Annotated in this window: 24 protein-coding genes; all 24 read left to right on the top strand. The window is 37.0% G+C overall.

Features of this window, described 5'->3' with window-relative positions:
• Nucleotides 1–2 precede the first annotated feature (2 nt).
• The 24 genes from nuoI (at nt 3) to G9F74_RS20330 (ending at nt 22,646) form a co-directional block, all read left to right on the top strand.
• Nucleotides 3–422, top strand: a complete 420-nt coding sequence (gene nuoI / locus G9F74_RS20445; protein WP_000677189.1) for an NADH-quinone oxidoreductase subunit NuoI — start codon at nt 3–5, stop codon at nt 420–422.
• Complete coding sequence (locus G9F74_RS20440; RefSeq protein WP_001012818.1) at nt 419–943, top strand: NADH-quinone oxidoreductase subunit J; 525 nt, start codon at nt 419–421, stop codon at nt 941–943. Before nuoI ends, G9F74_RS20440 begins: the two co-directional genes overlap by 4 nt.
• Entirely contained in the window at nt 936–1,250 is a 315-nt protein-coding gene (nuoK, locus tag G9F74_RS20435) for an NADH-quinone oxidoreductase subunit NuoK (protein WP_000100078.1), read from the top strand. Before G9F74_RS20440 ends, nuoK begins: the two co-directional genes overlap by 8 nt.
• Before the next feature lie 29 nt (nt 1,251–1,279).
• Nucleotides 1,280–3,142, top strand: coding sequence for an NADH-quinone oxidoreductase subunit L (gene nuoL / locus G9F74_RS20430; RefSeq protein ID WP_016107297.1), 1,863 nt, complete (start codon nt 1,280–1,282; stop codon nt 3,140–3,142).
• A complete protein-coding gene (locus G9F74_RS20425; protein WP_016107296.1) occupies nt 3,139–4,641 on the top strand; it encodes an NADH-quinone oxidoreductase subunit M in 1,503 nt (500 codons plus the stop codon). Before nuoL ends, G9F74_RS20425 begins: the two co-directional genes overlap by 4 nt.
• Before the next feature lie 7 nt (nt 4,642–4,648).
• Complete coding sequence (nuoN, locus tag G9F74_RS20420) at nt 4,649–6,163, top strand: NADH-quinone oxidoreductase subunit NuoN (RefSeq protein WP_016107295.1); 1,515 nt, start codon at nt 4,649–4,651, stop codon at nt 6,161–6,163.
• A gap of 213 nt (nt 6,164–6,376) precedes the next feature.
• Complete coding sequence (locus G9F74_RS20415) at nt 6,377–6,613, top strand: DUF1146 family protein (protein ID WP_016107294.1); 237 nt, start codon at nt 6,377–6,379, stop codon at nt 6,611–6,613.
• Nucleotides 6,614–6,664: 51 nt separating this feature from the next.
• Nucleotides 6,665–7,369 (top strand): YwmB family TATA-box binding protein, encoded by a 705-nt coding sequence (locus G9F74_RS20410; protein WP_016107293.1) that lies wholly within the window; start codon nt 6,665–6,667, stop codon nt 7,367–7,369.
• Nucleotides 7,370–7,408: 39 nt separating this feature from the next.
• Nucleotides 7,409–8,713 carry a UDP-N-acetylglucosamine 1-carboxyvinyltransferase gene (gene murA, locus G9F74_RS20405; RefSeq protein WP_000411271.1) on the top strand — a complete coding sequence of 435 codons (1,305 nt, stop codon included), beginning with the start codon at nt 7,409–7,411 and terminating at the stop codon, nt 8,711–8,713.
• Nucleotides 8,714–8,966: 253 nt separating this feature from the next.
• Nucleotides 8,967–9,986 (top strand): stage II sporulation protein D, encoded by a 1,020-nt coding sequence (spoIID, locus tag G9F74_RS20400; protein ID WP_016107292.1) that lies wholly within the window; start codon nt 8,967–8,969, stop codon nt 9,984–9,986.
• 228 nt (nt 9,987–10,214) lie between these two features.
• Entirely contained in the window at nt 10,215–11,222 is a 1,008-nt protein-coding gene (locus tag G9F74_RS20395; RefSeq protein WP_016107291.1) for a LytTR family transcriptional regulator DNA-binding domain-containing protein, read from the top strand.
• A gap of 178 nt (nt 11,223–11,400) precedes the next feature.
• Nucleotides 11,401–12,243 carry an ABC transporter ATP-binding protein gene (locus G9F74_RS20390; RefSeq protein WP_000170852.1) on the top strand — a complete coding sequence of 281 codons (843 nt, stop codon included), beginning with the start codon at nt 11,401–11,403 and terminating at the stop codon, nt 12,241–12,243.
• Nucleotides 12,243–12,947, top strand: a complete 705-nt coding sequence (locus tag G9F74_RS20385; protein ID WP_000144457.1) for an ABC transporter permease — start codon at nt 12,243–12,245, stop codon at nt 12,945–12,947. Before G9F74_RS20390 ends, G9F74_RS20385 begins: the two co-directional genes overlap by 1 nt.
• A gap of 161 nt (nt 12,948–13,108) precedes the next feature.
• Nucleotides 13,109–14,029, top strand: a complete 921-nt coding sequence (spoIIQ, locus tag G9F74_RS20380; RefSeq protein WP_016107290.1) for a stage II sporulation protein SpoIIQ — start codon at nt 13,109–13,111, stop codon at nt 14,027–14,029.
• A 244-nt stretch (nt 14,030–14,273) separates the two neighbouring features.
• Nucleotides 14,274–14,408 carry a hypothetical protein gene (locus tag G9F74_RS20375; RefSeq protein WP_000008898.1) on the top strand — a complete coding sequence of 45 codons (135 nt, stop codon included), beginning with the start codon at nt 14,274–14,276 and terminating at the stop codon, nt 14,406–14,408.
• Nucleotides 14,409–14,714: 306 nt separating this feature from the next.
• Complete coding sequence (gene spoIIID, locus G9F74_RS20370; protein WP_000544012.1) at nt 14,715–14,987, top strand: sporulation transcriptional regulator SpoIIID; 273 nt, start codon at nt 14,715–14,717, stop codon at nt 14,985–14,987.
• 310 nt (nt 14,988–15,297) lie between these two features.
• Nucleotides 15,298–16,299, top strand: a complete 1,002-nt coding sequence (gene mreB / locus G9F74_RS20365) for a rod shape-determining protein (RefSeq protein ID WP_000457991.1) — start codon at nt 15,298–15,300, stop codon at nt 16,297–16,299.
• A 493-nt stretch (nt 16,300–16,792) separates the two neighbouring features.
• Nucleotides 16,793–17,227 carry a 3-hydroxyacyl-ACP dehydratase FabZ gene (gene fabZ, locus G9F74_RS20360; RefSeq protein WP_000931959.1) on the top strand — a complete coding sequence of 145 codons (435 nt, stop codon included), beginning with the start codon at nt 16,793–16,795 and terminating at the stop codon, nt 17,225–17,227.
• Between the two features lie 350 nt (nt 17,228–17,577).
• Nucleotides 17,578–18,255: a CpsD/CapB family tyrosine-protein kinase gene (locus G9F74_RS20355; protein ID WP_016107289.1), complete on the top strand. Its 678-nt coding sequence runs from the start codon at nt 17,578–17,580 to the stop codon at nt 18,253–18,255.
• A 262-nt stretch (nt 18,256–18,517) separates the two neighbouring features.
• Nucleotides 18,518–19,261, top strand: coding sequence for a YveK family protein (locus G9F74_RS20350; RefSeq protein ID WP_016107288.1), 744 nt, complete (start codon nt 18,518–18,520; stop codon nt 19,259–19,261).
• On the top strand, nt 19,251–19,952 hold the full coding sequence (locus G9F74_RS20345; RefSeq protein ID WP_016107287.1) for a CpsD/CapB family tyrosine-protein kinase: 702 nt from the start codon (nt 19,251–19,253) through the stop codon (nt 19,950–19,952). The genes G9F74_RS20350 and G9F74_RS20345 overlap by 11 nt, the downstream gene beginning before the upstream one ends.
• A 109-nt stretch (nt 19,953–20,061) precedes the next feature.
• Nucleotides 20,062–20,829 (top strand): tyrosine-protein phosphatase, encoded by a 768-nt coding sequence (locus tag G9F74_RS20340; RefSeq protein ID WP_016107286.1) that lies wholly within the window; start codon nt 20,062–20,064, stop codon nt 20,827–20,829.
• Between the two features lie 236 nt (nt 20,830–21,065).
• On the top strand, nt 21,066–21,947 hold the full coding sequence (gene bpsC / locus G9F74_RS20335) for a UTP--glucose-1-phosphate uridylyltransferase BpsC (RefSeq protein WP_016107285.1): 882 nt from the start codon (nt 21,066–21,068) through the stop codon (nt 21,945–21,947).
• Nucleotides 21,948–21,965: 18 nt separating this feature from the next.
• Nucleotides 21,966–22,646, top strand: a complete 681-nt coding sequence (locus G9F74_RS20330) for a sugar transferase (RefSeq protein WP_016107284.1) — start codon at nt 21,966–21,968, stop codon at nt 22,644–22,646.
• Nucleotides 22,647–22,730 lie beyond the last annotated feature (84 nt).

The following is a 22,730-nucleotide window of genomic DNA, read 5'->3' as shown; positions in this document are numbered from 1 at the left end:
AGATGAAAGGGTTATTTAAAGGTTTAAAATATACGCTGAGTAATTTGAGTAAGAAAAAGGTGACGTATGATTATCCAAATCAGCCGTTGCCATTGCCAGATCGCTTTAGAGGGATTCAAAAGTTTTATCCTGAGAAATGTATTGTTTGTAATCAGTGTTCTAACATTTGTCCGACAGATTGCATTCAATTGACGGGAAAGAAACATCCTGACCCTACGAAAAAAGGGAAAATTATTGATACGTATGATATTAATTTTGAAATTTGTATACTTTGCGATTTATGTACAGAAGTTTGCCCGACAGAGGCAATTGTTATGACAAATAACTTTGAACTCGCAGCATATTCACGTGATGATTTATTTAAAAATTTGCAGTGGCTCGACGAAAACGATGAAAACGTCAGGAAGGAGAATAAAGCATGAATGGCGAGTTTGTAGCATTCTTTATACTATCCTTGTCTGCAATTATCGGTGGTGTTCTCATGTTGAACTTAACGAAAGTAATGCATATGATGCTAGCTCTCGTTCTGACATTTCTCAGCATTGCAGGTTTGTACTTTCTTTTATCGGCCGAGTTTATCGGAGTTGCACAAATTTTACTTTACTCTGGTGCAATCACAATTATTATGATTTTTGGCATTATGTTAACGAAACATAATGCGGAAAATGAATCACGTCTTACTCTTCGAAAATGGATTATCTTCTTTGCAGTTGTAGCATTTGGGGCAGTTATGTATTTCGCTGTTAATAGTATCGATTTTTCAAATGAAAGCACACAAGGAAGTTTACCTCTCCATGAAAAAAACACACTTCAAATCGGTACACTTCTCTATTCGAAATACATTATTCCATTTGAGTTAACCTCGGTTATTTTACTTGTAGCACTTGTTGGCGCGATTATACTTGCGAAGAAGGATGAGAAAGAGGAGGATTCCAATGAGTAGCGTTCCAGCTTCTGCGTATTTAACACTTGCGATTATTTTGTTTTGCATCGGTTTATTTGGAGCTTTAACGAAGCGAAACACAGTAATCGTATTAGTTTGTATCGAATTAATGCTAAATGCTGCCAATTTAAATTTAGTGGCGTTTAGTAAATTAGGTTTGTTCCCGAATTTAACAGGGCAAATCTTCTCGCTGTTTACGATGGCTGTAGCGGCAGCGGAGGCGGCGGTAGGGCTCGCCATTTTAATTGCTTTGTATCGTAATCGCACGACAGTTCATGTAGATGAAATGGATACGCTTAAAGGATAGCATTGTGACCGAAAAGGGGGAAGGAAACAATGATCGATTATGCATGGCTCATACCGCTTTTCCCGCTTGTTTCGTTTTTTTTACTTATTATGTTCGGGAAGAAAATTAGAGAAGGAAGCAGCGTACTTAGTATTTTCTTCGTCTCTCTCTCCTTTATACTCGCGGTACTTGTATTAATAGAAAGATTTTCGAAGGTCACAGTGAAGCATAAATGGGTATGGCTTAGAACTGGAGATATTGATATATCATTTGGCTTTGAAGTGACTGCATTAGGGGCTTTAATGTTATTTATCGTTACACTTGTGAGCTTACTTGTACATGTGTATTCAAAAGGTTATATGAAAGGTGACGCAAGATTACCAACTTTTTATGCATATTTAGGACTCTTTACATTTGCGATGCTCGGGCTTGTTATATCGACGAATTTGTTACAGCTTTATATATTTTGGGAGTTAGTGGGCCTTGGTTCATTTTTACTCATCGGTTTTTATTTCTTTAAGGAAGAAGCGAAGGCTGCTGCGAAAAAGGCTTTTATTATGACTCGTATTGGGGATGTTGGTTTATTTATTGGGATGATTTTAATCTTTTGGCATGCAGGTAGTTTTGAGTATGACGCAATTTTTAGAGCGATTCATACAGGCGATCTGTCCCCGACTATGATAACGATAACGGCGATATTAATTTTTATCGGGGCGATGGGGAAATCAGGTCAATTTCCGCTTCATACGTGGTTGCCTGATGCGATGGAGGGGCCAACGCCTGTTTCGGCACTTATTCATGCGGCGACGATGGTCGCAGCCGGTGTATATTTAGTAGCAACGATGTTCCCGCTATTTTCGGCAAGTGCGGTGGCAATGCAGACGGTGGCAATTGTTGGTGCTTTCACCGCAATATTTGCGGCCTCTATCGGTCTTGTACAGACGGATATAAAGAGGGTACTTGCTTATTCTACAGTTAGCCAGCTTGGGTATATGATGCTCGCCTTAGGTTCTGCTGGTTATGTAGCGGGTATATTCCATCTAACGACACATGCCCTTTTTAAAGCGTTACTATTCTTGGCAGCGGGAAGTGTAATTCATGCTGTGCATACGCAAAACATTAACAAAATGGGCGGTTTACAGAAGAAGATGAAAGTAACGGGTACGTTATTTTTAATAGGTACACTTGCAATTAGTGGAGTTCCGCTTCTATCGGGTTTTTTTAGTAAAGATGAAATTTTGGCAGCAACTTGGATGAGTGGCAATTACTTTTTATTTGTTCTAGCAGTCTTTGCCGCATTCCTAACAGCATTCTACATGTTCCGCCTATACTTTCTTGTCTTTACTGGGGAAGCGAAGACGAAGGAAGACGTGCATGACTCGCCGCGCATTATGACGTATCCGATGATTGTTCTCGGGGTTCTCGCGGTAGTAGCAGGATATATAAATACACCGTGGTTTGGAACGTTTCTCGGAGATTGGCTAACGAAGGATATAGAATTTAAAGTGGAAGAAGCACATGGACCAGTTTGGATTATGATTGTTGCGACGCTCGTTTCATTTGGGGGGATTGCCCTTGCGTATTTCATATATGGAAAGAAAACTATCTCAAAAAATTGGGCTGGAGGAGAAAGGTCATTTCTTCATAAACTCTTGAAAGAAAAATATTATGTGGATGAACTATACAATATGACAGTGATTCCTATTACGAAGGGAATCGCTCATGTGCTTCGTTTATTTGAAGTATATGTTGTGGAAGGGATTGCTGTTTTAATCGCAAGTTTGGTTAAAGGGGTAAGTGGCACCTTGTCGAGGCTTCAAAACGGGAATGTACAAGTGTACGGCACTGTAACAGCAGTTTCGCTCGCGGTCCTCGTCATTATTTTGCTATATACGGGAGGGGATTTACGATGAATGATATGTTGTTGACGTTCTTCATTTTCTCCCCACTTTTAGGGATTCTATTACTTGTATTAACACCGAAAAAAGAATCGCGTACAGTACGAGCGCTCGGTTTATTTGGGACGGCGCTTCCATTTGGGATAGCTACCGTCCTCGCTTGTACATATGCTTCTGGAAAGAGTCTATCGCTATTTGATGAAAAAGTGAAATGGATTAAATTTGGTGATTTTGCAGCGGTGGATAAAAGATGGTTTTCTATTTATTACGAGCTTGGAATTGATGGTTTGTCACTTGTAATGACGGTGCTGACAGCCCTTCTAGCGATGCTTGCAGCAATTGCAGCGTTTTCCATTAAAAGAAATTTAAAAGCATTTTATATGCTATTGCTCATGCTAGAAATAGGGATGCTCGGCGTCTTCGCTGCTAAAAATTTAATGTTGTTCTTTATTTTCTTTGAAATTACACTGCCACCAATGTTTTTATTAATTGGCAAGTGGGGGAAATTGTCGAGTGAAAAGGCTGCATATAGTTATTTAATATATAACGGCATTGGATCAGCTATTTTGCTCATCGTTTTTTCGATTTTGTTCGCGAAAACAGGTACGACAAATATTGCGGAATTGAAAGAGATATTAACAGGTGTAAGTGCTGGGGGAGGACAGGTCGTCCCGAGTAGCTTACAGCTTGGTGTGTTTATTGCTATAATGATTGCCTTTGCAATTAAACTACCTATTTTCCCGTTGCATCGCTGGATGGTCAATGTGCATATTGAAGCGCACCCTGCTGTAGTTATGCTTCATGCGGGCGTTTTGCTAAAGATTGGAGTGTACGGGATGATTCGCTTCGGGAAGGGGTTATTCCCGGAATACTTTCGCGAGTTTGCCACGCTAATTGCGGTTTTAGGAGTAATCAACTTATTGTACGGCGCCTTTTTAGCACTCATCCAAACGGATTTTAGGAAGGTACTCGCCTACTCTAGTATTTCGCATATGGGAATTGTTTTGATGGGGCTTGCGGCACTTAATGCGCCAGGTACACAAGGGGCGCTATTCCAAGTTGTTTCGCACGGTTTAATTGCAGCCTTGCTCTTCTTCTTGCTTGGTGTTATAGAACAGCGCTTTGGCACGTCGGATATTACAGCGCTTGGTGGACTCGCAAAAAGTGTCCCAATACTTAGCGGCTTCTTCCTGGCAGGAGGAATGGCATCGCTTGGACTGCCGGGGATGTCTGGATTTGTGAGTGAGTTTCTTGCCTTTCTCGGCTTATTCCAAGGGGAGCCAGTCATTGCTGCAGTCGGTGTACTTGGGATTATTTTAACCGCTGTGTACGTATTAAGAGCGACACTTCAAGTAACATTTGGTAAGAAAGAGTGGGAAGCGAAAACTGATATACACGGATGGGAGTACGTCCCGGTCCTATTGCTTATCTTCTGTATTATTGCCATTGGAGTAATGCCAGAAATACTAGGGGATCCGCTTCAAAATACATTGAAAACATTGGGGGTGAAGTAGGATGGATATGGATACGTTGCTGAGCTTATCATGGCATCTCATGGTGCCAGAATTCATTATTCTCGGGTTTGCCATCCTTCTTTCCATATGTGATTTGTTTTTTAAGCTGAACCATAGGTATGTAGCGCTTAGTGCAATCGCCGCTGTCGTATTAGCAATTGTGTCATTAATTACGCTATACGGCGAACCAGCAGGCGATATTTTAAATGGATCGTTTGTGTTAGATGGATTTTCGAAAGGGTTTAAAACGTTGTTATTAGGCGGAGCGGCCCTCATCTTATGCACTGCAATGAGCGATGACAAGAAAAATCCAATTGAAGATAAGGGAGAATATTATTACTTATTTTTAATGGCCCTTCTTGGGGCGATATTCATGGCTTCTAGTGTTGATTTTATTACACTTTTCGTCGGTTTAGAGTTACTATCACTTTCTTCCTATGTTTTAGTAGGCATACGAAAAAGGAACCGTGCATCAAATGAAGCGGCAATGAAATATGTCATAAATGGAGGAATTGGAACGGCGATTACGCTCTTTGGAATGAGTTATTTATACGGTATTACAGGCTCAACCAATATTGTGGATATGCAAAAAGTATTTACCGGGGAGCTAACTAGTGGTATTCAGTTATTGCTAGCTCTCGCATTTCTACTATTGCTCATTGGGCTCTCGTTTAAAATTGCAACAGTACCGTTTCATATGTGGGCACCCGATGTGTATGAAGGGGCGGCTACACCTGTTACTGCTTTCCTTGGAACGATTTCTAAAATTGCTGGGTTCCTACTCATTATTCGTCTGTTCCTTATGATTTTTGCAAGTGTATCGGTGCAAGGAGACATGGAATCTTTATACGGGCGTATGAGTATATATATTGCGGTTCTAGCAAGTATTACGATGATTATTGGGAACGTAGTCGCATTAAAACAATACAACGTAAAACGTTTATTTGCCTATTCAGGCATAGCGCATGCGGGGTATTTACTCGTTCCACTTGTGGCATTATCACCATTTACGATGGATAGTATGTGGTTTTACATGCTTGCGTATATGCTTATGAATATAGGCACATTTGCAATTATCCATGGTTTAATCTTACAAAGCGACAAAGAAAACATCACTATTTTCACCGGACTATATAAAAGGTCGCCATTTACAGCGATTGTGATGACGATTTTTATTTTATCGTTGGCTGGGATACCAGGAACAGCTGGTTTCATCGGAAAGATTAACATCTTTTTAGGTGCACTTCATGTAGAGCCAGCTCATTACGTACTAGCTTCTATTATGATGGGTACGACAGTCATTTCATTCGTATATTATTTCCGTATTTTACAGCAAATGTTTTTCCGGACGGGAGAAGTAGAAGAGAAAATTCGGTTGCCATTAAATATAAAGGTTGTTATGAGTCTTTGTGCAATTTCGATTGTAATACTAGGGATTATGCCGATGATTGGATACAATTTCTTTTATGAATATTTTCCATTAATGAAAGATTTCTTCTTCTTGGGGAACGTGGTACAATAGTGAAAATAAAAGGTGTGGAGTCGGTACTCTACGCTTTTTATTTTGTGTTAGCCACAAATGAAAATGCATATAGGTATACGTTTTTTCGAGAGAAGTTTACGATGTAAAATGTAAAATGCTTATTTGCATTTGAAAAAGTGTGGCTCCTACTTATTATGGTATCGTTTTTATTTTCTTTCGTAAGTAGTAGCCAAGTAAAAAGGGGTCGATTTTTTGGCACAACTTTTAGGGCAACAAGCACTGATTGCCATCGTTTCGCATTTATTGTTTATTACCATTACGTGGTGGGCCTTACAAGGTATTCACATTGAGCGTTTAATGAAAGCTGGAAAAGTGATGCAGACGCGCGTATTGCTCATCCTAATTACAATTGCAATTGGGACATCTGTAAGTAACTTTTTCCTTGATTATTTAGGCTATTCAAAGAGTTTAACGTATTTAGTAAAGTAAGTGTATAGAACCTCATATCTCCGTTAACAATGGGGATAGGAGGGGATGAAATTGAAGCTTAAAGCCATTCTTATCGTTGCGTTGAGTGTTGTTTTCTTTTTGGTTGGATATAGAGAGATGAAACCAATAAGCGATGAACAGAAAACGGAGAACATGATTAAGGCTTTAGAGAAAAATGATGCTAAAGTGGAAAAATGGTCATGGTTAGCGCGAGAAACAAAAACAATTTCTAACATACATACGTTTCAAAAATTGTTAAACGATGTGAAGGAGAGGGCAAATATTCAAAAATGGGAATTAGAGCAATCTCCAGATGGATATAAAGCTACATCCTATAAAAAGTTTGCTTCATATGAAGAACGAGTAGTAGTAACTTGGAGTAAGGAAAATACTAAAGAAAACACTTTCATTATTTTCGAAGTAAGTGGGGCGAAATGGGACCCGAGGTATGTTCAGAAAATGAATAAAATTTTTAATGAAAAACCTATAATTTACACTTGTGTTCAAGGTGTACTGAATGATAAGATTGAAGGTGTTTTGCAAAATAAAACCAATCAGGTTTTGAAAGATCTTTCAGCAAGAGCGATCGAACAAGTAGAAGAAAGAGCATTTGTGTCAGTCTCCGCATACAATAAAAAGTGGGATGACGCTCTTTCAACAAATAGAGAGAAAATAAATGTGCAAATAGCAATACGTTCTACAAACAACAAAGATACAATTGTGGTTGGCACACCGATCATAACTTCTGAGTATTGAGTGAATAGATACTGAAAAAAGGACACGGAGGGGAATAATTTGGAAAAGATCATCGTCCGTGGCGGAAAGCGGTTAAACGGCACAGTGCGTGTTGAGGGCGCAAAAAATGCTGTATTACCTATAATCGCTGCAGCCCTATTAGCGAGTGATGGAAAGAATGTACTATCTGAAGTACCAGTTTTGTCTGATGTATACACAATTAATGAGGTATTACGTCATTTAAATGCTGAAGTCGTATTTGAAAATAACCAAGTAACAATCGATGCTTCTAAAGAGCTAAACATTGAAGCACCATTTGAATATGTACGTAAAATGCGTGCATCTGTTCAAGTAATGGGACCATTATTAGCACGTAACGGTCGTGCTCGTATTGCACTTCCAGGTGGATGTGCAATTGGTTCACGTCCAATTGACCAACATTTAAAAGGCTTCGAAGCAATGGGAGCAAAAGTACAGGTTGGTAACGGTTTTGTTGAGGCATACGTTGAGGGAGAACTAAAAGGAGCTAAAATTTATTTAGACTTCCCAAGCGTGGGCGCGACAGAAAACATTATGTCTGCAGCTACATTAGCAAAAGGGACAACAATCCTTGAAAACGCAGCGAAAGAACCAGAAATCGTTGACTTAGCTAACTTCTTAAATGCGATGGGAGCGAAAGTACGCGGAGCTGGAACTGGAACAATTCGTATCGAAGGCGTTGAGAAATTATATGGTGGAAACCACTCTATTATTCCTGACCGTATTGAAGCGGGAACATTCATGGTTGCAGCAGCAATTACTGGTGGAGACATCTTAATTGAAAATGCTGTTCCAGAACATTTACGCTCAATTACAGCGAAGATGGAAGAAATGGGTGTTAAAATTATTGAGGAAAATGAAGGTGTACGTGTTATCGGCCCAGATAAGTTAAAAGCGGTTGATATTAAAACTATGCCTCACCCAGGTTTCCCAACAGACATGCAATCACAAATGATGGCATTATTACTACAAGCTGATGGAACAAGTATGATTACAGAAACGGTATTCGAAAACCGCTTTATGCACGTTGAAGAATTCCGTCGTATGAATGCTGATATTAAAATCGAAGGTCGTTCTGTTATTATGAACGGTCCAAACAGCTTACAAGGTGCTGAAGTAGGTGCAACTGATTTACGTGCAGCTGCAGCATTAATCTTAGCTGGTTTAGTATCAGAAGGTTACACTCGTGTAACTGAATTAAAGCATCTTGACCGTGGTTATGTAGACTTCCATAAGAAATTAGCTGCATTAGGTGCAACTATTGAACGTGTAAACGAAAAAGTAGAAGAAGTGAAAGAACAAGAAGTTTCTGATCTTCACGCTTAATTGAAGTAGTCTCTATGTCTTTTGATATAGAGGCTATTTTTTTTGGGTTATTACTGTTATAGTCAATAAACTCTATACTTATGCACGTACCAGTAAAAATATTTAGAAAATTTTCGTTTTATCTCGCATTAACGGGCAGTAAGACTCCAACGCATTAAAACTTCAGTCTATACCGATACCCCCAAGTATGTTCTAAAAAATTCCGTAGTTCCATAAGAATGAAAGGAAGCCAACTTTATATTGGGGGAATAGGATGAAATTTTCAAAGCCATTTTTCATTATAGTAGTGCTTTTAATAGCGCTCGTTATCATTGTACCCGCTGCTCTTGTAATTCCGTTTGCGAAAGCAAAAATAGGAGAAGAAGCAGCTTCTAAAACTCCTCCAGCGATAGAAAGTATACCAGCTCCAGGGAAAGTGGATACAGCAGTTCAAGTTGCTGTATATCGCGACCAACAGAAGAAGGTAGAAACATTACCTGTGGAGGAATATGTGACCGGTGTAGTAGCTTCTGAGATGAATGCCAGTTTTGAAATAGAGGCGCTAAAGGCACAGGCATTAGCAGCAAGAACATTCGTGGTGCAGCGTATGCTAAGTGGAGAAAAGAAAAACAATGCAGATGTGGTAGATACGGTGAAAGATCAAGTGTACAAAAGCAAAGAGGAATTGAAAAAACAATGGGGCAATAACTACGAAAACAATTTAAAGAAAATCGAGGAAGCCGTTTTTAAAACCGCAGGACAAGTTTTAACGTATGAGGGCAAACCGATTTCAGCGTCTTTCTTCTCAACGAGTAACGGTCGAACAGAGAATGCAGCTGATTATTGGGGAAATGATTATCCGTATTTGAAAAGTGTAGATAGCCCGTGGGATCAAGCCTCTCCAAAGTTTACAAGCGAGCAAACGTTCACAGTAGCTGATTTTCAAAAACGTCTCGGTGTGAAAGTGCTGGCGGATGGAAAGGTTGGAAACATTAAAGATCTTACGGAGGGTAAAAGAGTAAAGGATGTAGCGTTTCAAGGGAAAACATTAACAGGAAAACAAGTTCGTGAAAAGTTAGATTTGCGCTCTTCTGATTTTACCTGGAAACAAGAGGGTAATAAAATCATTGTCACGACGAAAGGCTTCGGTCATGGTGTTGGTATGAGTCAATACGGTGCGAATGGTATGGCAGCGGAAGGTAAGAAATATACAGATATCGTCGCTCATTATTATAAAGGCGTTGAAATAAAAACGATGAATGATTATGAGGGAAAACTGATGGTGAAGAAGTAGAACGTGAAAGGAGCTGATTAAGATTAGCTCCTTTTTTCATTATTTGTAGATAAGTTTTTAAAAAGAGCACGTCGTGATTCACTCAAAACTTATATGGTAGAACAAAAATAGAGAATAAGGCTATCCGTTCATTTGGATAGCCTTCTTTTTATAGTGTTTCATAAAAATATCAAAATTTTCCATTAATTGTTTGGTATAATAGGATAAAAAGCATTTGGGGGAGACGAAATGGCGCTACTGGAGTTGAAACAATTAGGGAAGACGAACCAGTTACCAGTAATTGAGCTAGAGGTTGAGAAAGGACAATGTGTTGTTTTGCAATGTAATAACCATACAGCTAAAGTGTTGCATCGCATCATTATTGGTGAAGAAGAAGCTTCAACTGGCAATGTGCTATTTGGAGGCGAAGCGATTGGAAAGAAAAATTATTCCCGCATCGGTTTTTGTTTTTTGAAAGATGAGGCATATGATCGTTTGAAGGTGAAGGAATACTTTAAATTTTTGTTAGGGCTTTATGAATCAAAGATAAGTATAGAAGAAGTTGTACAATGTGTTGGTCTCCTAGATAAGTTAAACGTGAAAGTAGAAAAATTGTCATTTTCAGAGAAACGTCGCCTTCATATTGGACGAGTAATGATTCATAATCCGGATTTAGTTATTTTGGAAGAGCCGGAGCAAAATGTAGATACAGAAAGTACAATTATCATTCGAAAAGCAATTATGAAAATGAAAGAGAAAGGAAAGGCGATTTTTATTACGTCCTCTTTCCTATCAGACGCTCTTTCATTAACAGAAGATGTATACATATTAAACAACGATGGTGTGAAAAAGGTCGAAATCGAGCAAGAAGAGGCGGGAGAAGTCGATGAAGAAAAAGTCGTTCAAATGATTCCGCAGATGAAATTAGAAAGAATACCAGCGAAAGTGAACGATAAAATCATTTTACTTGATCCGATGGAAATTCATTTCATTGAAACACAAAATGGAGTGACACATATTCATGTGCGTGAAGGTGATTTCGTATGTGCATTAACATTAAGTGAACTAGAAACGAGATTAACAGGATTCGGTTTCTTTAGATGTCATCGTTCGTACCTCGTTAATTTACAACGAGTACGAGAAGTTATTACTTGGACACGGAACAGTTTTAGTTTAATTTTGGATGACGAAAGGAAAAGTTCAATTCCGCTTTCAAAAGGACGAATGGATGAATTAAAAGGTGTAATTGGGCTATAAAAGTGCTCCAATAGGATCGAAATAGGATTCATTCACCGGTAAAAATACTCCTTTTACCGGTATTTTACTGCGCCTACCCTTTGTTTTTCATATGATTGAGTCAAGAAAAGCGAAACATACAAACGAAAAGCGCTAAAGCGACTTTCATCTATAAAAGAAAAACAAAGGGGATGACGAAATGACATTGGCAATTGAAATGAAAGATGTAATGAAAAGTTTCAACGAAAAAACGGCACTTCGAAATGTAAATATTGAGGTGAAGCAAGGAGAAATTTTCGGATTCCTCGGACCGAGTGGATCTGGTAAAACAACAACAGTAAAAATATTAACTTCTCAATTACTTCATAGTGTTGGAACAGTAAGAGTACTAGGAAAAGACATCACAGGACCAAGTAGCATCGATTATAAACGAATTGGTATTTTAACAGACAACAGTGGTTTATATGAAAGACTTAGCATTTATGATAACTTACTATTATTTTGCGACTTATACGATTGTAAAAAAGAACGAATCGATGAAGTGCTAGCACAAGTGAATTTATTAGATGATAAAAAAACATTAGTAAAGAAACTATCAAAGGGAATGAAACAGCGTGTCACACTAGCGAGAGCGATCCTTCATAAACCAGATATCCTCTTCTTAGACGAACCAACATCCGCACTCGATCCAGTTAACGTACAAAACATTCATAAAATCTTAAAAGACTTAAATAAAGAAGGAACGACGATTTTCTTAACGACGCACAATATGGAAGAAGCAGAAACGCTTTGTAACCGTATCGCCTTTCTGTGCGGCGGAGAAATTGTAGCACTTGATACACCAGAAAACCTTCGCTTACAATACGCGAAAGATCAAATACAAGTCGTATTAAAAGATAAGCAAAAAGAAGTCGTGCAAAAAGATGAATTAGGTGCAAAACGTATTTCAGAATGGATGAAAAAAGGTGAATTACTATCTATTCATTCACATGAGCCAACATTAGGCGATATCTTTATTGAAGTTACTGGGAGGGGATTATAATGACATTTTCAATGCGACGTGTATCAGCTATTTTTAGAAAAGAAGTACAAGATTTTAAGACAAATTCACAAGTGTTATTAATGGCATCTTTACCAATTATATTTGCATTTATATTTAGCAGATTTGGAGAAGGGCGCATGGGGGTTGGCATTATTACTTTAATGGCCTTTCTATTTGTTGCAGGGTTTGTTCAATCAATGGTAATTGCAGAAGAAAAAGAAAAACATACGTTACGTGTGCTAATGCTATCACCAGCTTCTTCTGTTGAAGTTCTTCTTGGGAAAAGTATATTAACAGCATGTTTGACGTTGGGCATTTGTATTGTGAACTTATTCATTTTGGATCAATTCGGTGGAAATCTTTTATTACTAGGATTTATTTTCTTATGTGGAACAATTCTATTTATTGTGATTGGAACAATGATTGGATTGTTAGCTGAGTCTGTACCGCAAACATCACTCATTGGAATGCCGATATTAATGACGATGTATTTAGCTGTACAATTTGAGCCGATGGTTGAAAATAAAGTAATTAAGACGATGATCGAGTATCTTCCAACATCTCATATTGCCAAAGCGATTAACAGCTTAGTAGAGGGAGCGGGATTTAGTAGCATTAGCGGACATGTCTTGAATGTTGGAGTGTGGCTTATTCTTTCCCTTATTGCATGTTTAATCGTATATAAAAAGAAGCAGATGGACTAAAAACTGAGCTGAAAATGCTCAGTTTTTTCTTTTTTCATCATTTCCTCGGAAATTTTACAATTTCTATACATATTTTTACATAATTTGTCGAAAAGTAATTAGTTATACGTTGTATAGGATACATGAATATTGTTCAAAATGATTGCTGAGGTGATGATGGAATGCGAGGAAGAAATAATAAAAAGTCGCAAAAGGTAGTACATTTATTTCAAAAAAGATGGGTGTTTCCGGCACTATACATTGCTTGTGCAGCGGTAATCCTAGTGGTTGCGCTATGGTTCCAAGGAGCTAATCCGAAGAAGACTCCGAACCAAGATCAAGCAACACCGTATACACAATCGGAAGATCCAGCAGTACCAGTAACGAAATCATCAGAAGTAGTAAAAATGCCAGCAGCCGCGAGTGCGGAAGTAGTCGTGCAGAAGAAATTCTATGAAGATGCAGCAACTGAGGCGGAACAAGAAAAAGCACTTGTTTTTTATAACAACACATATTCCCCGAATAAAGGAATTGACATTGCTGCGAAAAATGGAAAAGAGTTCAATGTTGCTGCTGCTTTAAGTGGTACAGTAACGAAAGCTGAAAAAGATTCACTTCTTGGTTATGTTGTAACAGTTGATAGTGGAAATGGTGTAGCAGTTTCTTATCAAAGCTTAGGCAGTGTGAAAGTAGAAAAAGGTGCAAGAGTTGCACAAGGTGAAGTATTAGGAAAATCCGGTCTAAGTGCAATGAATAAAGAAGCAGGTTCTCATGTTCACTTTGAAGTACGTAAAGACAATGTGGCTGTGAACCCTGAGCGCTACTTAAATAAATCAGTAGCAGAAATTAAAGCTGATGCAGGTGCTACAAAGGCAACGAATGCTTCTGGTAAAAAAGCTGATGACAAATCTCAAAAAGAAGAGAAGTCAACGAGCACGAAACCAGAAAGTAAAACAGAAGATAAGTCTCAAAAAGAAGAGAAATCAACAAGTGGTTCGACTAGTGATAAAGAGACAAGCGGCAAACAAGAAGAAACGAAGAAAGAAGAAAAATCAACAAATGGTTCTACAGAATCATCTAACGATTCTTCTTCACAAGAATAAGAAAGTGAAAAAATCAGTTCTCATTAGGAGAACTGATTTTTTTATTTTTATCCTGCTATTTGCGGCCGGTAAGACCCCTATCTCAAAATTTAGCGAAAGCAAAGGTTAGGGGGATTAACTGCCCGTAAAAGCCCGATTATTAGTTGAACTTTATATAAAAATAATCAATTTCGAGAAAAAAGTTGCAATAACAAGGAAAAATGACGAGATTCTCGAATATATATTACAAAAGGGAGGGGATACTGTGTCGTTTTTGTTTGTTCTGTCGATTGCTATTATATTATTGTTTGTTTTATTTACTTTGTATTATTATATTGCCGGTAAGAAGGAAGTTCCCCACCATCAATTGTTAGAAGAAGAATATGATCGAGAAGAATGACACCTTTTAAACGAGGTGTCATTTTTTTGCCAAAATAGTCATTGTTAACGTATTTCTCACAAAAAAACGTAATTTTTCTTAACTTAGTCCGCAAAAATAGTGAACATGTAGCATATATCAGTAGTGCGGGCAATACAATGGTATAAACCAAAGCAAAGAGAGTGTTTGAGGTGAGAAATCGTGAATCATTTCATTATAAATCCAAGAATGTTTAACGCTTACAAACAGCACTCACACTTACTTCTTAGTCGTATGCAGCGAAGCTCATTTCACACTTCTCACATCCAATTTAGGGAGGCGAGTGGTGTGCACGATTACATCAAAGAGAGAACTATCAAGATTGGTAAGTATATCGTGGAGACAAGAAAGACAGTGCGTGTAATTGCAAAGGAATTTGGGGTATCAAAGAGTACAGTCCATAAAGATTTAACAGAACGTCTACCAGAAATTAACCCAGAGCTCGCAAATGAAGTGAAAGAAATTCTTGATTATCATAAGTCTATTCGTCATTTAAGAGGGGGAGAAGCAACAAAGCAAAAATATAGAAAAGAAGATGTAGAAAAGCCTGTACGTCAATAAAGTGAAACTTTAATCAGTGGGGCATGCCTCACTGATTATTAGTCTTCAGCAATCGGGCGTTTGCAGGATTTTTGTCTTTCGTTCAACTCTTCTAAACTCGTCGGATTGATTTTGAGATGAGAGTCTTACCGTCTGTTAATATAAGATAAATATACGTTAGCAAACATTCCGCGTGCATTCGGTAATATTTTTCAGAAGAATTCTTTTTGCGAATATTACGTTTCTGTTAAATTTATGATAAAATCAGAAATTAGGTGTAAAAGAATTCGGGTGTAACCTGATTTTGAATATCGAGGAGGAAAAGACGGGAATGTTTGCGCGAGATATCGGAATTGACCTAGGTACGGCTAATGTATTAATTCATGTTAAAGGTAAGGGTATTGTATTAAATGAGCCATCTGTTGTGGCAATTGATCGTAATACAGGTAAAGTATTAGCAGTAGGTGAAGAAGCAAGAAGTATGGTGGGACGTACGCCTGGTAATATTGTAGCAATTCGTCCACTTAAAGATGGTGTAATCGCAGATTTCGAAATTACAGAAGCGATGTTAAAGTATTTCATTAACAAGTTGGACGTAAAGAGCTTCTTTTCAAAACCCCGCATTTTAATTTGTTGTCCAACAAATATCACATCAGTAGAACAAAAAGCAATTCGTGAAGCTGCTGAACGTTCAGGTGGTAAAACAGTATTTTTAGAAGAAGAACCAAAAGTAGCCGCAGTTGGTGCTGGTATGGAAATCTTCCAACCAAGCGGTAACATGGTTGTTGATATTGGTGGAGGTACAACAGATATCGCTGTACTATCTATGGGTGATATTGTTACCTCTTCTTCTATCAAAATGGCTGGCGATAAGTTTGATATGGAGATCTTAAACTACGTTAAACGTAAGTATAAGCTATTAATTGGAGAACGTACTTCAGAAAATATTAAAATTAAAGTCGGTACAGTATTCCCAGGTGCACGTAGTGAAGAGCTTGAAATTCGTGGACGTGACATGGTAACAGGTTTACCACGTACAATTACAGTATGCTCTGAAGAAATTACAGAAGCACTAAAAGAAGACGCGGCTATCATTGTACAAGCTGCAAAAGGCGTACTAGAGCGCACACCACCAGAACTATCTGCGGACATTATCGACCGTGGTGTTATTTTAACAGGCGGTGGAGCTTTACTACACGGTATCGACATGCTTCTTGCAGAAGAATTAAAGGTACCAGTATTAATTGCTGAAAACCCAATGCAATGTGTTGCGGTTGGTACAGGTATTATGTTAGAGAATATCGACAAATTACCACGTCGTGCTTTGAAATAAAGTGAAACTTTCATCAGTGGGGCACCCAACTGATTATTAGCACACAAATGGTTGGATAAAGTAGAAAGAACTAAGGTGTAAACCTTAGTTCTTTTTTATTTTTCTATTTTTTTATTTCGATTTTTTGCGAAAATGAGAGGAAAATAAAGAAAAACGAAGGAAACAGGTGAAATATTCATATATATGGTTAAATTTAATATTTCCTTATTTGAAAACGTTTATAATATAATGAGTCGAATACGACATTAAGGCAAATAATGTTTTAATACATATTGCCTTTCCCTAATCTGGGCATACACTCTTTTCTACCTCCGTGTCAGTTGCAGGAATGTGCAACTATTTTAAGGGAATAGAGTGTGTGCATTTTTTTATATGGAGAAGTAAGTATACTAAATATAAAAATTCACTTTGTAATGACAAACGATAAACAAAATGGGATAATAACAATATGTCCAAGTGGTAAGACCAATATTACAAAAGGGGCGATCATTACATGCTAAATATAGAACAAATTAAAGAAATCATTCCTCACCGCTATCCATTTTTACTTGTTGATAAAATATTAGAAGTAGATGAAGGAAAAAGAGCAGTTGGAATTAAAAATGTATCTGCAAACGAAGAATTCTTTAATGGACACTTCCCTGACTATGCAGTTATGCCTGGCGTACTTATTGTAGAAGCGTTAGCGCAAGTCGGAGCGGTTGCTGTATTAAAGAAAGAAGAAAACCGTGGAAGACTTGCTTTCTTCGCAGGTATCGACAATTGTCGTTTCAAAAAACAAGTACGCCCTGGTGATCAACTTCGCCTAGAAGTTGAAATGACACGTGTACGTGGCCCGATCGGAAAAGGAAAAGCCATTGCGACAGTAGATGGTGAAGTTGCATGTGAAGCTGAAATCACATTTGCAATTGGTGATAAAAAAGAATAGAGAAAAAAATAAAAAAATCTCCTTGTGAACGTACAAGGAGATTTTTTATTTCTGCTATATAGCGATGGAACGATAATATACAAACTAATCAGAAAATTACTTGTCAATAGATGGAAATTACCATATAATTACTTTATCATTTATTTAGAAAATAGGATAAGCGATAAAGGTACTGAAGAAGTAAGGACATTGTCATATTGTTAAGGCACTTATATAAGACAAAGTAGAATGTTATTGATTATGATGAGATGTGGGGAAATCAGCAATACAAAATATTAATTAGACGTATGAAATCGAGCATAAGAGAGAGAAAAGGGAAATGTCGCATTTCACAAAAGGAGATTATGAATATGTTCGGGAGAAAGAAAAGAAAATCATTACGACAATTAATTACACATAAAGAGCCTAAATCGCGTATTACAGAACAATATCGTAACATTCGTACAAATATTGAATTTACATCTGTGGATAGTCATGTTCGTTCTATTATCGTTACCTCGGCAGATCCAGGTGATGGGAAGACAACGACAATCGCAAACTTAGCAGTTGTTTTCGGCCAACAAGGAAAGAAAGTTTTATTAATTGGAGCTGACTTGCGTAAGCCGACGATACAAAACTTATTTGCTATTCATAGTTCAAATGGGTTAACGAACTTATTATCAGGACAAGCAAATCTTATGCAATGCATTCAAAAAACAGATATAGAGAACGTATATTTAATGGCAGCAGGTCCAATCCCGCCAAACCCAGCAGAATTATTAGGGAGCCGGGCAATGGACGAAGCGTTGCTAGAAGCATATAACATGTTTGATATTATTTTAATTGACACACCACCTGTCCTTGCGGTTACGGATGCACAAATACTAGCGAATAAATGTGATGGAATTGTGCTCGTTGTACGCAGTGAAAAGACAGAAAAAGATCAAATCGTAAAAGCGAAACAAATATTAGATAAAGCGTCAGGAAAATTACTAGGTGTTGTTTTAAACGATAAAAGAGAAGAAAAAGAGCAATATGGTTATTACTAAAATATGAAAAAGCCAACAAAATTTTTTGTTGGCTTTTTATTGTTTTCTGAAAATTATTTATCAAGTTTTACACTATAAAAAACATGATATGATAAAACTTTGGGGAAATCATTGGAATGTGTTGTCATATTTAAGATTATTTTGTAAGATTAAACTTGTTTCTTGTGAACAAATGTAGAACTGAATTATTAAAAATAAAAAATGCAAGATTTATATGTTATAATTTTTCCTATGTGTAAATTTTAGAAAGTTGGAGGGACTTATGGAAGAAACAATTAGTCTAAAAGAGTTATTTCATATCTTAAAAAAACGTTTAGCAATGATCCTCGTAATCGCATTTGGTGCAGCCATTGTAAGTGCTATCATTAGCTTCTTCTTTATGACACCAATCTATCAATCTTCGACGCAAATTCTTGTTAATCAGAAGAAACAAGAGGGTGCAATGATTCAAGCCGGTGAAGTTCAAACGAATATTCAATTAACAAATACATATAAGGTTATTATTAAAAGTCCAGTAATCTTAGATCAAGTAAATGAAAAATTAAATTTAAATATGACAGCACAAGCTTTAACAAAGAAGATTAATGTTGCGAATGAAAAAGATTCACAGGTCATTTCTGTAACAGCTGAGGACAAAGATCCGAAAGCGGCTCGTGATATTGCTAATGCAACAGCAGATGTATTTAAAGGTGAAGTTGCGAAGATTATGAATGTCGATAACGTAACGGTATTATCAAAGGCAGAAGTTGCGGAAAATCAATCTCCAATTAAACCAAGCCCAATGTTAAATGTAGCAATCGCTTTCGTTGTTGGTTTAATGGCTTCAGTTGGTCTTGCATTCTTACTAGAATACTTAGATAACACAGTGAAAAAAGAAGAAGATGTAGAAAGCTTACTTGGCTTACCAGTGTTAGGTATTGTCGCTCGTATGGATGAAGAAACATTGAACGTGAAATCACACGCTCCATCATCAAGAAAAGTGAGGGGACAAACAATTGGCTCTTAATTTATTTAAAAAGAAAAAAAATCATCGTCAACGTCGTCAATTAATTGCTCATCAACAACCGAAATCACCAATTTCAGAGCAATATCGTAATATTCGAACGAATATCGAATTTGCAGCTATTGATACGAATTTACATTCTTTAATGGTAACATCGGCGAATCCAAGTGAAGGGAAAACGACAACGACAGCTAATATGGCAGTTGTGTTTGCTCAACAAGGAAAGAAAGTATTATTAATTGATGCAGATATGCGTAAACCAGCAATGCACCAAATGTTTCAAGTAGATAATATTTTCGGACTGACGAACGTATTAACACATAGTGAACGTTTAGAGAAATGTGTACAAACGACATCTGTAGACAATCTAAGCTTTTTAGCATGTGGTCCAATCCCACCAAATCCAGCAGAATTGTTAGGTTCGAAATCAATGAAAGAACTTCTTGGACAAGCATACAGCATGTACGATTTAGTGATTTTTGATATGCCGCCAATTTTAGCTGTTACCGACGCACAAATTATGGCAAATGTATGTGATGCTTCTATTCTTGTCGTTCGTAGTGAATCGACTGAGAAGGAAACAGCAGTAAAAGCAAAAGGATTGTTAGAATCGGCTAAAGGTAAATTGTTAGGCGTTGTTCTGAACGATCGTGAACGTGAGCAAGGCTTATATTACTATTACGGTGCAAACTAATTAAAAGAGTGAGATATGGTTGAAACATATCTCCTTTTTTCCCTTGAATATAAGATATATCTCATATTCAAGGGAAAAAAGATTACTAGGGAGAGGGAGGATAAAATAAATGATTGATTTACATTGTCATATTTTACATGGCATCGATGATGGTGCACAAACCGTAACAGATAGCTTAGCGATGGCACAAAAGGCTGTAGCAGAAGGAATACATACAATTGTCGCAACGCCGCACCATCAAAATGGGAAATATATAAATGAACGTACCTCCATTATTCATAAAGTAAAACAACTAAATGATGAACTACAACAACATGAAATTCCACTAAAAATTTTACCAGGGCAAGAGGTCAGGTTATATGGTGATTTATTAGAAGACTATGAAGCTGGTAAAATTGTTACCTTAAATGAAACAAACAAATACATATTCATTGAATTCCCATCGAATCACGTACCGCGTTATGCCGAACAATTATTGTACGAATTACGTGTAAAGGGAATGATTCCAATTATCGTTCACCCAGAACGTAACGCCGAGTTAATCGAGCGGCCAGATAAGTTATATAACCTTGTAAGCAAAGGGGCATTAACGCAAGTGACCGCAGGTAGTTTATTAGGTAAATTCGGAAAGAAAATTAAAAAGTTTTCACTACAACTTGTGGAGCATAATTTGACACATATGGTTGCTTCAGATGCACATAACACAACATCAAGAGGATTTCATTTAGCGGAAAGCTATGAATTAATTGAGAAAGAATTTGGAATGAGTGTTATGAGTGATTTGAAAGAAAATCCATACTTATTGATTAGCGGAAAAGCAATTTATAAAGAAGACCCAGAACAAATTCGTCGTAAGAAATTGTTCGGTATTTTTTAAATAAGGAATAGGTGATGTCTCCTAACCGTTATCAATGGAGGCACTCGGTCGTGCTGTGGGTAGAAAATTTATTTTCGAACCTACCTTAGACGCTTGTCGTCGGGAGTATGACGTGAGGGTGGGTTAGATGCCCATATTTTATTTATAATAGAAACTCTACCTATGGAGTTATAAATATGACTTTATAGGTAGGGTTTTTGTTATTGTTACATATAAATAAATATGGGGGACTGAAATTGAAAAAAGTAAAAAAAGCGATTATCCCAGCAGCTGGTCTTGGGACAAGATTTTTACCAGCCACGAAAGCAATGCCGAAAGAAATGTTGCCAATCGTTGATAAGCCGACAATTCAATACATAATAGAAGAAGCGATTGAATCAGGAATTGAAGATATTATTATTGTTACTGGAAAAGGAAAGCGCGCGATTGAAGATCATTTTGATCATTCATTTGAACTAGAACAAAACCTTTTAGAAAAAGGAAAGTATGAAATGCTGGAAAAGGTACAAGCTTCTTCAAGAATTAACATTCACTACATAAGACAAAAGGAACCGAAAGGACTTGGTCATGCAGTATGGTGTGCACGTAAGTTTATTGGAAATGAACCATTTGCGGTATTACTTGGTGATGATATTGTACAAGCAGAAACGCCATGTTTACGTCAATTAATGGATCAATATGAGGGTACACAGTCGTCAGTTATTGGTGTACAAACAGTACCTGAAAATGAAACACATCGTTACGGTATTATCGATCCAGTTGAACAAAACGAGCGTCGTTATCAAGTACGTCAATTTGTTGAAAAACCAGCCCAAGGAACAGCACCATCAAATTTAGCGATTATGGGTCGTTACGTATTAACACCAGAAATTTTTATGTTTTTAGAGAACCAACAGACAGGTGCTGGTGGGGAAATTCAACTGACAGATGCGATTCAACGATTAAATGAAATTCAGCGTGTATTTGCCTATGATTTTGAAGGAACTCGTTATGATGTTGGTGAGAAGTTTGGGTTTATTAAAACGACAATTGAAATGGCGTTACAACATAAAGAATTAAAGGACGAATTAATGGAGTATATGACTGAACTTATAAAAATAGAAAATATACATGTGTAAAGGTGAGGTGGAGAAAAGTTGGAAGAAAGAGGATTGATACATGAATCTGTGGAGAAAGAAATAGGCGTAGTGAAAAAAACATCAATTTTCCATGCATTTTTAAAAAGGACACTTGATATTATAGGTGCTATTATTGGTTTAATAGTATTTTCTCCATTTTTTATTATAATTCCTATCCTTTACATGCGTGGGGATGCAAAAGGACCAGTTTTCTTTAAACAATCCAGAATTGGTAAAGATGGTAAATTATTTGGTATTTATAAATTCCGTTCTATGGTAGTTAATGCCGAAGAGAAATTAGAGAAAAATGAAGTTTTATATAAGAAATATATAGATAATAACTATAAACTTGAGCCAGAGGAAGATCCACGTATTACAAACATAGGGCGCTTTTTAAGAAGAACAAGTTTGGATGAATTACCACAGTTTATTAATGTCCTTAAAGGTGATATGAGTTTAGTTGGTCCGAGACCAGTAATTCAGGAAGAATTAAAAGAATACGGCTCTAAAACTTCAGACTTTTTATCTGTGAGCCCTGGTTTAACAGGCTATTGGCAAGTAAGTGGTAGAAGTGATGTAGGATACCCAGAAAGGGTGGATATAGAATTATATTATGTATACAATCAATCTTTAAAATTAGATATTATTATCTTATTTAAAACGGTTTTATTGGTCGTATTACGTAAGGGTGCTTATTAATAATTTTATATACAATTTAAGGTTGAACAAGATTTTGTTAACTGTTGAAAAAATCAAATTATTAAATTTAGCTTGGAAAGTAAA

Source organism: Bacillus sp. EKM202B (assembly GCF_011066025.1).
Lineage (GTDB): Bacteria > Bacillota > Bacilli > Bacillales > Bacillaceae_G > Bacillus_A > Bacillus_A toyonensis.
Note: the sequence above shows the minus strand (reverse complement) of the source record. Positions and strands in the feature narration are given on the sequence as shown.

Coding starts and splice junctions, on each gene's coding strand:
- nuoI (WP_000677189.1), top strand. CDS start 3: ATGAAAGGGTTATTTAAAGGTTTAAAATATACGCTGAGTAATTTGAGT.
- G9F74_RS20440 (WP_001012818.1), top strand. CDS start 419: ATGAATGGCGAGTTTGTAGCATTCTTTATACTATCCTTGTCTGCAATT.
- nuoK (WP_000100078.1), top strand. CDS start 936: ATGAGTAGCGTTCCAGCTTCTGCGTATTTAACACTTGCGATTATTTTG.
- nuoL (WP_016107297.1), top strand. CDS start 1,280: ATGATCGATTATGCATGGCTCATACCGCTTTTCCCGCTTGTTTCGTTT.
- G9F74_RS20425 (WP_016107296.1), top strand. CDS start 3,139: ATGAATGATATGTTGTTGACGTTCTTCATTTTCTCCCCACTTTTAGGG.
- nuoN (WP_016107295.1), top strand. CDS start 4,649: ATGGATACGTTGCTGAGCTTATCATGGCATCTCATGGTGCCAGAATTC.
- spoIID (WP_016107292.1), top strand. CDS start 8,967: ATGAAATTTTCAAAGCCATTTTTCATTATAGTAGTGCTTTTAATAGCG.
- G9F74_RS20395 (WP_016107291.1), top strand. CDS start 10,215: ATGGCGCTACTGGAGTTGAAACAATTAGGGAAGACGAACCAGTTACCA.
- G9F74_RS20390 (WP_000170852.1), top strand. CDS start 11,401: ATGACATTGGCAATTGAAATGAAAGATGTAATGAAAAGTTTCAACGAA.
- G9F74_RS20385 (WP_000144457.1), top strand. CDS start 12,243: ATGACATTTTCAATGCGACGTGTATCAGCTATTTTTAGAAAAGAAGTA.
- spoIIQ (WP_016107290.1), top strand. CDS start 13,109: ATGCGAGGAAGAAATAATAAAAAGTCGCAAAAGGTAGTACATTTATTT.
- mreB (WP_000457991.1), top strand. CDS start 15,298: ATGTTTGCGCGAGATATCGGAATTGACCTAGGTACGGCTAATGTATTA.
- fabZ (WP_000931959.1), top strand. CDS start 16,793: ATGCTAAATATAGAACAAATTAAAGAAATCATTCCTCACCGCTATCCA.
- G9F74_RS20355 (WP_016107289.1), top strand. CDS start 17,578: ATGTTCGGGAGAAAGAAAAGAAAATCATTACGACAATTAATTACACAT.
- G9F74_RS20350 (WP_016107288.1), top strand. CDS start 18,518: ATGGAAGAAACAATTAGTCTAAAAGAGTTATTTCATATCTTAAAAAAA.
- G9F74_RS20340 (WP_016107286.1), top strand. CDS start 20,062: ATGATTGATTTACATTGTCATATTTTACATGGCATCGATGATGGTGCA.